The following is a 13978-nucleotide window of genomic DNA, read 5'->3' on the forward strand; positions in this document are numbered from 1 at the left end:
AACATCGTTTGCATCGATAATGCACCAATAATGTAACTTTCACCACTACTTTTTATTTTTCGGATATTGCCTTCACTACAGGCTAAATCCTTCGCTATTTCACGTAAATTTTTAGGTTTGATAATTAATGTCGACGATGTTTGTGTTTTGCTTCGTTCGATATAAAGATGATCATCCACGATCATTTCGTCTCCATAATAAAATTTAATTAAGACTTTTGCTTCTTCTTTTATTTTCGTAATTTTACTGTTTTTCATCGTCGAAATAATGCCATCTATTATTAACCCGTCTTTATCTAAACAGACCTGTTTATATTCCTTTTTTTGGGATTGATATAAACTAAATACTTTGCGTTGTTGATAGGCTTCTTTTCGAGCCCAATTACCCCAACGGGTTAATACTTGAGTGATATCATAATCAGCATTCAAACTCACTTTATTAAGCCATTGTGTCGGGTTTTGATATTGTTCAACATTGATTTGTTTTGCTAGCATTATTCACCTCAAGTAGTTTCATTTTATTAACGTTAAATTAATAACTAGTAAAAGAATTAATTATCAACATGTTTTCATTCATGTTTTATCTCTCTTTCAGTATTAAAGTTATTTTTTATATCTCTATTAGCACTGATCATGACAAAGATATTCTTGAAAAATTCCTTTCAAATAACTATTATTATTAATAATAACAATAGTTATCATAAAAATCAATAACCAATGTTATTTGAATGATGATAACTTGAGTTATACAATAAAGTACTTCATTACAATGGGATAAAAAAATGACGACATTTACAGAAAGATTAAATTCAGCATTGAAACAATCTGGTATGTCTCAACATCAATTAGCTGAAAAGGTTAAAATTAGTCAGCCCGCCATTCAAAAATTACTGTCAGGAAAATCCAATACATCAAGAAAAATTGTTGAAATAGCCAACGCGTTAAATGTTGATTTATTGTGGCTGACAAAAGGCATTGGCAAAGCGAAATTAACTAAAAATAGTGCCAATGCGACAATGTTAGGTGCTATCGATGAATGGGATAGTAAAACACCACTTGATGAGGATGAAGTTGAAGTGCCATTTTACAAAGATGTTAGGCTTTCTGCAGGTAACGGATTTGCTGATGATATTGAAGATTATAACGGATACAAACTGCGATTATCACGGTCAACAATGCGAAAATACGGAATTGATAAAGACTGTGCCGTATGTTTAACTGTTTATGGAGATAGTATGGAACCTGTTTTTAGAGACGGGTCAACTGTCGGTATCAATCAAGCAGACACCAATATTCGAGATGGAAAAATATACGCAATTAATCATGACGGGTTATTAAGAATAAAAATATTGGAAAGATTGCCTGGTAATCAAGTCAAAATCCGAAGTTACAATTCAGATTATGATGATGAAACTGTTTCTTTGGATGATATCACCATTCTAGGAAGAGTCTGGTGGCAATCATCGATATTGGATTGATCGACACATAACATTTACCGCTTCGGCGGTTTATGTTCCTACCATTATACCCTAACATTTTAATTTTTTATCGTAACCTCATTTTTATTACTTTTGTTATTGACTTTTTTGATAACTTATATTATCATTATGGTTATCAAAACTAATCAACTTACCATAAAGTTAGCAATACCACGAGTTACTAATGGGGTAACAAGATTCAAGTAGCTAGCAGGGGCTTACGAACATACTGCGGTTTTGATGAGATATTCAATACAAGTTTGTGTAAACCAATTTATTGAATATCTGACAACTGGAAAGACAGTAATATTCTACACCCTTTTGCCCCGAAATCGGGGCTTTTTTAGAGGTTAATATGACGAATAGAGATTTTGTTAAGATGAAAATAAAAGATCGTTTTCATCCTGATTATCAATTAACGAATAGCGAAATCAATTTTTCTTTTATTGGTATTTTTATTTTAATCTTGTTTGGATTATTGCTTTTTTAGTTGAAATAGATAAACAGCAACGAGGTACGTGATGCATCAATTACACCGATTAGTTGAAAACGCATATGAAGCTGATTTTTGCAAAATGCTCGATAGAATTGAAAAACAAGATGCAAGAGATGAGTGGATCGATAAACGGGCTAGCGAACTTATAAAAAACTTTAGCAATGAGAATGACTGGCAACTTCTAGAATTAATTAAACTGAAACTTGATAATCACGCAGTTGATGCTGAGATTTATGATCAGTTCGTTTTGGATATTTGCTATTCTCAAGCAAGAGAAGAATCAAAAGCACAATTTAGTAACGTATAGATAATAAAAATTGATACTTTATAATCAATATCCTAAAAACTAAAATGTTGGATAACGCTGTTTTAAACGTAAAGTCCAGCAAAAATCGAGAAGAGATGGCGGTGAGGAAGGGATTCGAACCCTTGATACGTTGCCGTATACACACTTTCCAGGCGTGCTCCTTCAACCACTCGGACACCTCACCTAAATTATAAAGCCTGCTTTTTAAAAGCAGGCGCATACTATAATCGTCACAAAACAATTTTTCAAGTATTTTTAATTCATACAAACAATCACACCAAATGCAGCAATTAAACTGAGTATGGCAACTGTACTAAATAATGCATATTTTAAATTTGAACACATATTTTTATCTCCAATTTTAATTATTCTATTGATCAACCGAAATGTTTAATGGAATGACATCACTGTTTACTTGTTCTTTCGCAATTTTGGAATATTTAGGCGCAAAATCAAGCAGTATTTCAACAGCTTCATCTAAATAAGCATCGGGTCGTTTATAATCTTTTGGTAAGTCTTCTAATTTCGCAATTGGAGCCAAACCAGCACGACTCAAACGCTCATTCATGCGTTTCAAATCTCGGTCATCATCGCTCTTTTGTTCATCTTCACGATATTGTTTATTTAAAGAAACAATATAACGACTATCCTTTTTATCATTGAACCGTTTAATATCATCTTGAATGTAGATAAACTCAGGATTTTTGGCAATTCGAGCTAAATGGTTGGCTTTAAGTTCTGAAAATAAAGGTGCGATATTTGCAACTTTTGAATATTGCGCTGAAGGTATTTTATCCCATGGCAAAGCATTATCTAAATATCTTTCACCGGTTTCGTCAACATATTTTTCATTGATCATATCAATGTCAGGATCAACCCCTTTAAGTTGCGTACTCCCACCATTGATTCGATAAAATTTTTGAACAGTATATTGCACACCGCCTAATTCAGGCCAATCCGGATGTAATCTTGCATCTACCGGATAAGCTATATTTCGTGAGGTTTGCACCGTTCCTTTACCATATGTCGTTTCTCCAACAATCAACGCTCGACCATAATCTTGCATTGCGGCAGAAAAAATTTCAGAGGCAGAAGCACTGTACCGATTTATCATCACCACGATTGGCCCTGAATATTTGATACTTTCATTTTTATCATCATAAACATTGATTTTTTGTAGATTGTCACGCACTTGAACCACAGGCCCTGTATCAATAAATAGCCCAGTTAATGCAATAACTTCTGCTAAAGAACCACCGCCATTATCGCGTAAGTCGATAACAAGCCCTTGCAGATTATCTTGATTAGCTTGCGTTAATAGTGAATTGACTTTTTGAGTTAATCCTATATAAAAACTCGGAATTTCGATAACACCAACCTTCCCTCGTTGATTGTCGATAATTTTTAGTTTAGCTTCCCTGTCTTCAAAATGAATTTTATCACGTGTTAGTTCAACAATTTTAGGTTTGCTACTATTGCCTGCCGGTAAAATTTCGAGTCGGACAACAGTTCCTTTTCGCCCACGAATTTTTTCAACAACATCATCGAGACGCCAGCCAATAACATCTTCAATGGCTGAATTACCTTGTCCGACACCAATAATTTTATCACCAATGGTTAGTTGTTTACTTTTTTCAGCCGGTCCACCCGTTACAAAAGACATAATCTCGGTGTAATCATCTTTTTGACTTAAAGTGGCTCCAATACCTTCCATTGATAAATTCATCTCAGCATCGAAGTCTCGTTTCTTTCGTGGCGCCAAATAGCTGGTATGAGGATCAATTTCGCGTGCAAATGCATTCATAAACACTTGGAACGCATCTTCAGTTTTGGATTGTAACAATGTTTTTAACACACGATTGTAACGTTTAGTTAAAACTTCACGTATCTCTTTCTCATTTTTACCGGATAATGAAAGACTTAACTCATCATATTTGACTCGTTTATCCCAATAATTATCAAGCTCTTCTTCGGTGCTTGCCCATGAAATATCTTCTCTTTTAAAATCAATATTTTCATTAGTTGAAAAATCCATAGGGCGTTGTAAAACTTTTAAAGCATATTGAAATCGGTTATATCTTTTTTGAATAGAAAGATTATAAATGTCATAGGCCATTTTCAAATCGCCATCTAACAGCTCTTGACCTAACGACGCTTGTTTATCTCTAAAACTATCAATATCACGCTGAATAAAAAAAGATTTATTGCCATCTAATAGTTTAAAATAGCGGTCAAAGATTTTGGCTGAAAATGCCCCATCTAAATCAAAATTACGGTAATGGGCTTGAGTAAAATAGTTAGTTACCCTATTTGCCACAATTTGATGAATTTGATCTTGTTTAAGCGTAGGTAATTGTTCTGTAACTGACGAATTAGTCTGAACTGCTTGGCAAACGATACTTGGACTAATAACACAAAGAACAAGTAACGATTTTCTTATACCTTTAAATAAATTACTCATTGCCATTCTCTATTGATTAATTATGTGCTCTGGTTTAACTGTTAGTTGCATACCTGAACCAACCTTCACTTTGATATGTTCTTTTTCAATATCAATGATCTGCACTTTTAATGGTTTATTGCCCATCGTAACCTTAACAAAATCACCAATTTTTAAAACTCTATTTTTTTTAGGTGGAGTATAAGCTCTTTTAGGTTTCGATTTGTTTTGTTTTTTAAAGTGCTCTTTAGCTTTACTTTTGCTCTCTTTAAGCTGTTGTTGTGCATAATCCATCTGTTCTTGGGTAATGACTTCATTGAGATTACCATCTAAATCAACACGATGCGAGCCAACTTTTATACTATATAAGTAACGCCAATTATTGGTATAAACACGTAAGGCAACACGTAGTTTCGTTTTGCTTAATTCTTGGTTTCCATCAAGACGTGAAAGTATGTCCTGAAATATGCCGATTTTCAAGGGTTTTGCTTCGCCCTCAATAGTAAAACAATTAGGAAATTGTTGGGCTAAATATACAATAATTTCTTTACTATTTGTCAATTGAAACTGTTTTTCCATCTGTTCTGCCGTAATAATTAAACTGTTGGGTTGTGAATGAATTGCGTTATTGTTTACTTTGGGTTGTTCTTTAAAGGATTCTATCGTTTTTTCTTTACTTTCTATTAGTTGTTGCTTAGCAAGATTCATCTGTTCCTGAGTTATGATTTCATGGGGATTACCGTCTAAATCGATCCGATAAACCCCAATTTTTATACTTTCTAAATAATGCTGACTATTCATGTAGAAATCTAACGCATCATTGAGTTTAGCTAAGCTTAATTTAGGGTTTTCATTTAATCGGGAAATAATGTCGTAAACAATGCCCTTTTTAAAAGGTTTGACATTATTCCCAAACGCAAAAGAATCTGGAAATTGCTTAACTAAATAAGCAATAATTTCGTCATTTGTTGTTAATTGAAATTGTTTTCCCATTTACTTTTCCGTAATAACTAAATTTTATAAGCGCTAAAGTATATATCAGCTAAATTAATAACACTAATCTTCTTTATTTTGTTTATTGATGAAACTGATGAAATCTTTTATACCATTTCGCATTAGCCATGAAGAGACAATCGATTGCTCATCGGGTGTCAATTGTTCAAAAGCAGTCATCCAAAGTTGAAGAGGTTCAATGGGTGAAATTACATAGCTTGCACTCTCTTCCTCAATATATAATGCTTTTTTGACATCTGACGGTAAACTTCCAATATGATATTCGACAGCTTTACCTCGAACACCTGAACGTTTACGTGCAGTCCATTTTTCAGCTCTTGCTTTTCGATTAATACCTTGTATTGTTGTAGGCATCCCTGCAATGCTTGACAGCTCTTTAGATGAGAACCATTCTTTCATTTTAACCATCCTAATTTTAAATAACCAGAAAAAAATACAGAAATTAAAGAAATCTTGTTATACTAAATAAGAAACGAGTTATTATCACAAATTAACTTGAATAATGAAATTACTCGTTTCAGTAATTTTAGAGCATAGCATAGATAAAATAAGTTATAAACTAAGAGGGAACAAAAAATGGAAATAAAATTCAGCGATTGGCATCACGCTGATATTATAGCTGCACTAAAAAAGAAAGGGACAACACTATCTGAATTATCCCGCCGATCGGGTTTTAGTTCGTCAACTCTTGGTAATGCGCTTGTTCGACCATGGACAAAAGGGGAATTTATCATTGCTAAAGCCCTTGATTTAGATCCGTCCGAAATTTGGCCTAGTCGTTATATTGATGCAAAAACAAATCAGCCAATTAAGCGTGTTGTTTATGAAAAGAAATTAAATTTTGAATCATCCGGTTTAAATCAAGAAATGATTGAAGAAATGATAGAAAAAATAAATAAAAATAATCAGGAAACTTAAGAAATATTTCAATGAAATATATAAAGATTAAGTTCATTTGTTTCTAAATTTTATGTATTGACTGATATTTTCAACAAAATTAAAGTATTAAACTATATTAATTTTAAGTGACTTCTTATTTTGTTTAAAAATAGTTTTTTAGTTTAATTAGTGAATGAATTAGGGAGTATATGATTACTCATTTTTTTATTGTGACTTCGCAAGTTGCATCATTATTTTTAATTTAGTAAAACTAGAGATAAAAAATAGTTTAATTGAGTTTAAAAACCATTCTTTTAAACAGATATTCTTATTAGTGATGCTAAAATCATGATGCTGTGCTAGACAAAATGATACTTTACGCTATACTAATCTGCGAAATTAACCAGACAATCGCTGCTTTGTTGTAGTCCTTGTAAAAGTGGAGACAAACAGAGGGGAGGAAAGTCCGGGCTCCATAGGGCAGAGTGCCAGGTAACGCCTGGGGAATTTTGGCGTGAGCTAAAATTTACGACTAGTGCAACAGAGAGTATACCGCCGATGGCTTATAGTTAAGATCAGGTAAGGGTGAAAGGGTGCGGTAAGAGCGCACCGCGCAACTGGTAACAGTTGTGGCACGGTAAACTCCACTCGGAGCAAGGTCAAATAGGGATTCATTGGCGCGGCCCGCGTTGAATCCGGGTAGACTGCTTGAGCTAATGCGTGAGTATTAGCCTAGAGGAATGATTGTCCACGACAGAACCCGGCTTATCGGTTAATTTCAATTTTCTTCTTTTTGATTCTCAATTTCAGCGACATGCACTTGTTTCTTTTTGTTTAACCAACGTTTTAACGCCAGCCAAATAGAGAAGATCAAACCTAAAAGCAATAACAATACAGGAATTAACATTAAAAGTGACATGATCTGCTTCTCATAGGTTTTAAAAATCGGCGACAAACCGAATAGATAACCTAAAGTCACAATCAAGAAAATCCATAATGTTGCACTAATCCAATTATAAATATGAAATTTTCTACTATGTAGATTGGATAATCCAGCCATCATCGGTAATAATGTTCGTACAAAAGCAATAAATCGACCGATAAACAACGCTTGTAATCCATATTTATGGAATAAAACTTCGGATTTACGGTGATATTTTTCAGGCAGGTGTTCCATCCAACCTTTTACAATTTTGGTATTACCAAGCCAAAGCCCTTGTAAATAACCTAACCAAGTTCCCAGGGCTGCTGCTGCAATTAAGATGACATTGATTAACCCGAAATGGAAAACATCAAGACTAATTAGCACACCAGTTAAAAAGAGCAAGCTGTCACCCGGTAAAAAAGCTGCCGGTAAGACGCCATTTTCTAACAATATGATGACAAATAACATACCATATAATGTCCATAAGACATTAGGGTTTGATAGTGTTGCAACATCCATATTAATAAAAGCTTGATAAAGAGTAATGATTGTTTCCATCTATTTTAAAATCCTATTCATCTAAGTTATTGGTGATTAATAGTACCACCTACAGTTAAATTATTCACTTTCAATGTTGGTTGCCCAACACCTACCGGTACACTCTGCCCTGCTTTACCACAAGCACCCACACCAGAATCTAATTCAAGATTATTCCCGACCATTGATATTTGTTGCATGGTTTCGATACCGGAACCAATTAATGTTGCCCCTTTTACCGGCGTCGTTATTTTGCCTTTTTCGATTAAATATGCTTCTGATGTGGAGAAAACAAATTTACCAGAGGTTATATCAACTTGACCGCCAGCAAAATTTGGTGCATATAAACCATAATCAACACTACTGATAATTTCATCGAACGTTGAATTGCCTGATAACATATAGGTATTCGTCATTCGAGGCATCGGAAGACAATCATAGCTTTCACGGCGTCCATTACCTGTAGATTGAGTATTCATCAATTTTGCATTGAGTTTATCAAACATATAGCCTTTTAAAATGCCATTTTCTATAAGTACTGTTTTTTGACTTGGCGTTCCTTCGTCATCAATAGAAAGTGAACCGCGTCGATTTTCCATTGTACCGTCATCCACTATAGTACAAAGTTCTGAAGTGACTTTTTCACCTATTTTTCCTGAAAATACAGAGCTATTTTTACGATTAAAGTCACCTTCTAAGCCATGCCCCACCGCTTCATGTAATAAGACACCTGGCCAACCTGCGCCAAGAACAACTGGCATTGTTCCTGCTGGTGCTGGTTTAGCAGATAGTGAAACTAATGCTTGGCGTACGGCTTCACGTGTGTAGCTATCGGCAATGCTTTCCCCTGTTTTAGGGTGAATAGTTAAAAAGTAGTCATAACCAAAACGACCACCACCACCACTACTACCACGTTCACGCTTGCCATCTTGCTCGACAAGAACAGAAACGGATAATCTGACTAATGGTCTGATATCGGCACAATAAGTCCCATCAGTAGCCGCAATAAGGATATCTTCATAACTGCCAGTCAAACTCGCCGAGACTTCTGTAACTCGTGAATCAAGCGCACGTGCTAACTGATCGACTTGCCTTAATAAAGCTATCTTTTGATCTTGATAAAAGCCATTAATTGGATTAATTGACGGATATTTTAAGCTATTTTCCAATGTTTTAAGGGGAGTAATTTTAATTGGCGTTTGTAAAGTTGTAATGGAATTTGCCGCCAAGACACTCTGCTCTAAGCGATTTAAAGCAAGTTGATCGGTATAGGCAAACCCTGTTTTTTCGCCAATGATAGCTCTAACCCCCACACCTTGATCACGATGATAAGAAGCATTTTTGATAATACCATCTTCGATTGCCCAACTTTCATAAAAGCCCGATAAAAAGTACAAATCGCCATAATCAATTTTTCTTGAACCTAACATATCCAATAAACGCATAATATCTGAATGATTTAGGTTATTTGGACAAAGTAGTCGTTCACTTACTTCAGTTACAATCATAGATTCCTTAATTAATATTTCAACTTTAATAATTTTTAAAGTTCACTTGTTATCAATATATTGTTAATTTTTCATATCTCAAGGCTTTGAAGCTTTACATTAATACCACATCATATTGTTCTTGAATATAAAGCGGTTCAACTTTGACTTCAACACGTTTACCAACAAACACTTTCACTTCTGCTAAAGCATGTGATTCATCATTATTTAAAGCATTGGCAACCGCTGCAGACGCATAAACCAATAAGTATTCAGAACGATGTGCTTTATGAACACGGACAATTTCACGCAATATTTCATTGCATATGGTTTCTACGGATTTGACGATACCGCGACCTTTACAGGCTGGACACTCTTCACATAAAATGTGCCCCAAACTTTCACGAGTACGTTTACGCGTCATTTCCACTAAGCCTAAAGTCGAAAATGAATTTACAGTCGTTCTTGCTCTATCTTTGGCTAAAAAATCTTGTAGTGATTGGAGCACTCGTTCTCGATGGACATCTTCTTGCATATCGATAAAATCGATAATAATAATACCACCTAAATTACGTAATCGTAATTGACGCGCAATAGCAATAGTTGCTTCGATATTCGTATTAAAAATTGTCTCTTCAAGATTGCGATGCCCAACAAATGCGCCTGTATTAATATCAATTGTCGTCATGGCTTCGGTTTGATCGATAATTAAATAACCACCTGATTTTAATTTAACTTTACGATCCAGTGCTCGTTGAATTTCGTTTTCTGTATCATAGAGATCAAATATTGGCGCACTACCTCGATAGTGCGTTAGCTTATCAGTAACTTCAGGCATGAATTCTTGCGTAAATTCAACTAATAGATCATACGTTAATTTTGAATCAACCAAAATGCGCTCAATAGGATCGCCAACAAAATCACGTAATACACGCTGAGAAAGTTGTAGTTCTCCGTAAACCAGATTTTTACTGATTGGCCTAGCCATACGCTCTTGTATTTTTGACCACAGTCGTTTTAGAAAATTAGCATCTTGTTCTAATTCATGCGCACTTGCACCTTCAGCTGCCGTACGAACAATAAAACCACCTTGATCGGTAACATACTGTTCAACAATTTTTTTAAGTCTATCTCGTTCTTCTTCACTTTCAATACGTTGAGAAGTCGCCACGTGAGCTGAGTTTGGACCGGGCATTAATACTAAATAACGAGAAGGCAATGTAATATCTGTAGTTAACCTTGCCCCTTTTGTTCCCAACGGATCTTTAACGACTTGTACCATCAAGTCTTGTCCTTGGCGAACAAGTTCAGAAATATCTTTAACTTGAAATTGCTCTTGCTCAGTATCCGATACACATTCCGTATGAGGCATAATGTCTGAAGCATGTAAAAAGGCTGCTTTTTCAAGACCAATATCAACAAATGCTGCTTGCATGCCAGGTAAAATGCGGATCACTTTACCTTTGTAGATATTTCCAACAATACCACGCCGAGATTCACGATCGACATGAATTTCTTGTAATACACCATCTTCAATATAAGCGACACGAGTTTCAGAAGGTGTTACGTTCATTAATAGTTCAACTGACATAAAGATTCCTGTTAAATAGATCGCTAATTAATTGATCGCAAAGCTCCGTCTCACTAGTCGTAAAAATAGGTAAATTACTATCCATAATACTCCGTCAACAAAGCTTGATAGTAAATTTAATGGGGACATTGTTATAGTATGATAAATACTGACCTGAAATAAAAACATCAATAAATTATAACAAATTGATATGCCAAAAATAATAAAGCATTGTTGCCATAATGCTAAATTACGTATCAACTGGTATTTAAAAATCAGTAAATAAGCAATAATAGAAAAAATAAATGCATGGATACCGATTATCGTACCGGAAAAGAGATCCATAATAATGCCTAGAATAAATGCTGTCCCTATACCAACACGATGCGGAAGCGCAATTAACCAATAAGCTAAAAAGAGCATTAGTACATGTGGCTTGTATATATTATAAGATGGCGTCCAAGGTATAATTTGTAAACATAAACCTAAAAATAACGTTATCCAAATAACCAGTATTCCTCTAGGGTTTTTCATGTTGTTCTCCTTGATCGCCCCATAATAGTAATAGATAACGTAGTCGTTTTAAATCAGCAGTCGGAGTAGCTGAAATAATGGGTGATGAATCACTGATATCAATTTTAACTGAACTTACTACCGCAACAGGATAGCCTTCTGGAAATCGACCATCTAGCCCCGATGTGACAAGAACATCACCAACTTTAATATCAACATTATTCGGTAAAAAATCGAGTGTTAAATCATTATTACATCCATTACCGACAGCAACCATAGCAATATCATTTCTTTGCACTTGAACAGGTATGGCATGTTGAAAATCACAAACTAAAATAGCTCGACTCGTGTTTTGAGCTGTCTCATAAATCTGTCCAACAATACCTTTTTCATCAATCACAGGTTGCCCAACATATACTCCTTCATGTTGCCCTTTATTGATAACGATCTGATAAGCGTAAGGATTAGTATCAGCTAATAAAACTTGAGCAGCCATTTTATGCTCTTCATGCCATAAAGGTGCTTTCAATAATTCCCGTAATCGATTATTTTCGTGTCTTAAATGTGCAAGTAGTAGCAGATCAGCTTTTTTATTTAATAATTCTTCAGATAATCTTTCGTTTTCATTGACTAATTCTTCTCTGGATTTCGACATTTCATAGAGTGAATCATACGATGCTGCCGGTGAATTAGAAATGTAATAAAGTGGCGAAATAATAGTATCAAGATAATATCGAATTTCTTTAAATGGACGATAATTAACATCAAAAACTATTAAAATTAAAGCAAGTGCCATAGAAATAAATAGTTGCACACTAAGCGGTGAACGATTAGAAAAAAGTAATTTCATTGTTCAATACTTACCTGTTATATACTTAAGCGCTATTGATACAAAGATGTGACTCCGTCGACAATGTCGACGGATAAGAAAGTATGATATTGAATAATTTACCACTTTATTGCACTAAATGAAATGGTAACTAAGACAAATCTTAATCTTCACTGAAAAGATCACCACCATGCATGTCAACCATATCCAGTGCTTTTCCTCCGCCTCGTGCTACACAAGTAAGCGGATCTTCAGCGACAACAACATGGATACCCGTTTCAGCGGCTAACAATTTATCGATATTACGTAATAACGCACCACCACCTGTTAATACCATACCATGTTCAGAAATATCAGAAGCAAGCTCTGGCGGACACTGCTCTAAAGCGACCTTGACAGCACTCACGATACCACTTAATGGTTCTTGTAACGCTTCTAAAATTTCATTCGAGTTCAACGTAAAGCTACGAGGAACACCTTCTGCTAAATTTCGACCACGAACTTCAATCTCAAGAACTTCATCGCCCGGATAAGCGCTACCAATGAAATGTTTAATTTTTTCGGCTGTTGCTTCTCCAATGAGAGCACCATAATTACGACGAACATAGTTGATAATAGCTTCATCAAATCGGTCACCACCTATTCGAGCAGAAGCAGAATAAACCACACCATTAAGGGAAATCACCGCAACTTCTGTTGTTCCGCCGCCGATATCAACCACCATCGATCCCGTTGGTGACGAGACGGGTAAGTCTGCACCGATAGCGGCTGCCATTGGTTCTTCAATTAAATAGACTTCACGGGCACCTGCCCCTAATGCCGATTCCCGAATAGCACGACGTTCAACCTGTGTTGCCCCAACAGGCACACAAACAAGAACACGCGGGCTAGGTCTTAAAAAACTATGGCTGTGCACTTGGCGAATAAAATACTGTAACATTTTTTCTGTGACAGAAAAGTCAGCGATAACACCATCTTTCATTGGTCTAATAGCTGCAATATTACCTGGAGTACGCCCTAACATCTGTTTCGCAGCCTGTCCGACAGCAGCAACACTTTTCGGTGTTCCAGAACGATCTTGTCGAATGGCAACAACGGAAGGTTCGTTTAATACGATCCCTTGCCCTTTTACATAAATAAGTGTATTGGCTGTACCTAAATCAATAGATAAATCATTTGAAAACAAGCCGCGAACTTTTTTGAACATAATAAAAACTTTTCCTAGAATTAATCTTGTTTAAGTATATTTAGAGTTTGAAGCAAGCTAATTATAAAATATAATTTTCTTGTAAAATCGGTCAAAATAATATCTTATTTAGTCTGTCAATTCCATAGCAAGCCTCAATAATAATTGAGTTATAATATTGTATCGCAATTATAAAATAATACCTAGAAAATAGTATAGCAATAGATTGTAAAGGAGATATATAATGACAAATTATATTTTACAGTGTATCCTGCGGCGTTAATGTTGAGTTACTGCCTTATTATCACGTTAAAAGAT

The 13978-nt window shown here is 35.1% G+C and carries 15 protein-coding genes, 1 tRNA gene and 1 other RNA gene; 5 read left to right on the top strand and 12 right to left on the bottom strand.

The annotated features are described in order from the left end of the window. Nucleotides 1–494: antiterminator Q family protein (locus ACGH6R_RS03935; RefSeq protein WP_411598969.1), on the bottom strand; the 494-nt coding region annotated here is incomplete at its 3' end. Between the two features lie 287 nt (nucleotides 495–781). On the opposite strand from ACGH6R_RS03935, the gene ACGH6R_RS03940 reads away from it, so the two are divergent. From ACGH6R_RS03940 to ACGH6R_RS03950, 3 genes are all read left to right on the top strand, one after another. Then, on the top strand, nucleotides 782–1477 hold the full coding sequence (locus tag ACGH6R_RS03940) for an XRE family transcriptional regulator (protein WP_065558733.1): 696 nt from the start codon (nucleotides 782–784) through the stop codon (nucleotides 1475–1477). 355 nt (nucleotides 1478–1832) lie between these two features. Then, nucleotides 1833–1967 (top strand): hypothetical protein, encoded by a 135-nt coding sequence (locus tag ACGH6R_RS03945; RefSeq protein WP_411598970.1) that lies wholly within the window; start codon nucleotides 1833–1835, stop codon nucleotides 1965–1967. A gap of 31 nt (nucleotides 1968–1998) precedes the next feature. After that, nucleotides 1999–2280: a hypothetical protein gene (locus tag ACGH6R_RS03950; protein WP_411598971.1), complete on the top strand. Its 282-nt coding sequence runs from the start codon at nucleotides 1999–2001 to the stop codon at nucleotides 2278–2280. A gap of 96 nt (nucleotides 2281–2376) precedes the next feature. Here ACGH6R_RS03950 and ACGH6R_RS03955 read toward each other — a convergent pair. The 5 genes from ACGH6R_RS03955 to ACGH6R_RS03975 form a co-directional block, all read right to left on the bottom strand. Next, a tRNA-Ser gene (locus ACGH6R_RS03955) sits at nucleotides 2377–2464 on the bottom strand. A gap of 71 nt (nucleotides 2465–2535) precedes the next feature. Next, nucleotides 2536–2625 (bottom strand): YnhF family membrane protein, encoded by a 90-nt coding sequence (locus ACGH6R_RS03960; RefSeq protein WP_143425968.1) that lies wholly within the window; start codon nucleotides 2623–2625, stop codon nucleotides 2536–2538. A gap of 25 nt (nucleotides 2626–2650) precedes the next feature. Next, nucleotides 2651–4741, bottom strand: a complete 2091-nt coding sequence (gene prc / locus ACGH6R_RS03965; RefSeq protein ID WP_267349685.1) for a carboxy terminal-processing peptidase — start codon at nucleotides 4739–4741, stop codon at nucleotides 2651–2653. 9 nt (nucleotides 4742–4750) lie between these two features. After that, complete coding sequence (proQ, locus tag ACGH6R_RS03970; RefSeq protein ID WP_267349687.1) at nucleotides 4751–5713, bottom strand: RNA chaperone ProQ; 963 nt, start codon at nucleotides 5711–5713, stop codon at nucleotides 4751–4753. Between the two features lie 63 nt (nucleotides 5714–5776). Then, a complete protein-coding gene (locus ACGH6R_RS03975; RefSeq protein ID WP_065558735.1) occupies nucleotides 5777–6133 on the bottom strand; it encodes a DNA-binding protein in 357 nt (118 codons plus the stop codon). A 177-nt stretch (nucleotides 6134–6310) separates the two neighbouring features. Here ACGH6R_RS03975 and ACGH6R_RS03980 point away from each other — a divergent pair, with 177 nt between their 5' ends. Both ACGH6R_RS03980 and rnpB read left to right on the top strand, forming a co-directional pair. Beyond that, nucleotides 6311–6652, top strand: a complete 342-nt coding sequence (locus ACGH6R_RS03980; protein ID WP_411598972.1) for a helix-turn-helix domain-containing protein — start codon at nucleotides 6311–6313, stop codon at nucleotides 6650–6652. A 356-nt stretch (nucleotides 6653–7008) separates the two neighbouring features. Further along, an RNA gene (gene rnpB / locus ACGH6R_RS03985) (RNase P RNA component class A) lies at nucleotides 7009–7397 on the top strand. Here the strand turns inward: rnpB and ACGH6R_RS03990 are convergent. From ACGH6R_RS03990 to ACGH6R_RS04015, 6 genes are all read right to left on the bottom strand, one after another. Continuing rightward, on the bottom strand, nucleotides 7392–8096 hold the full coding sequence (locus ACGH6R_RS03990; protein ID WP_267349689.1) for a DedA family protein: 705 nt from the start codon (nucleotides 8094–8096) through the stop codon (nucleotides 7392–7394). The genes rnpB and ACGH6R_RS03990 overlap by 6 nt on opposite strands. Nucleotides 8097–8122: 26 nt before the next feature. Beyond that, nucleotides 8123–9583: a metalloprotease TldD gene (gene tldD / locus ACGH6R_RS03995; protein WP_267349690.1), complete on the bottom strand. Its 1461-nt coding sequence runs from the start codon at nucleotides 9581–9583 to the stop codon at nucleotides 8123–8125. 94 nt (nucleotides 9584–9677) lie between these two features. Next, nucleotides 9678–11153 carry a ribonuclease G gene (rng, locus tag ACGH6R_RS04000; RefSeq protein ID WP_411598973.1) on the bottom strand — a complete coding sequence of 492 codons (1476 nt, stop codon included), beginning with the start codon at nucleotides 11151–11153 and terminating at the stop codon, nucleotides 9678–9680. Between the two features lie 27 nt (nucleotides 11154–11180). Next, on the bottom strand, nucleotides 11181–11666 hold the full coding sequence (gene mreD / locus ACGH6R_RS04005; protein WP_267349693.1) for a rod shape-determining protein MreD: 486 nt from the start codon (nucleotides 11664–11666) through the stop codon (nucleotides 11181–11183). Next, entirely contained in the window at nucleotides 11653–12495 is an 843-nt protein-coding gene (gene mreC / locus ACGH6R_RS04010) for a rod shape-determining protein MreC (protein ID WP_065558741.1), read from the bottom strand. Before mreC ends, mreD begins: the two co-directional genes overlap by 14 nt. A gap of 142 nt (nucleotides 12496–12637) precedes the next feature. Next, the gene (locus ACGH6R_RS04015; protein WP_065558742.1) at nucleotides 12638–13681 is read right to left on the bottom strand and encodes a rod shape-determining protein; all 1044 of its coding nucleotides are present in this window, start codon (nucleotides 13679–13681) and stop codon (nucleotides 12638–12640) included. Between the last annotated feature and the right edge of the window lie 297 nt (nucleotides 13682–13978).

Origin of the sequence: Gilliamella sp. CG13 (assembly GCF_046635805.1) — a bacterium.
In the GTDB taxonomy this organism is placed as follows: domain Bacteria; phylum Pseudomonadota; class Gammaproteobacteria; order Enterobacterales; family Orbaceae; genus Gilliamella; species Gilliamella apicola_I.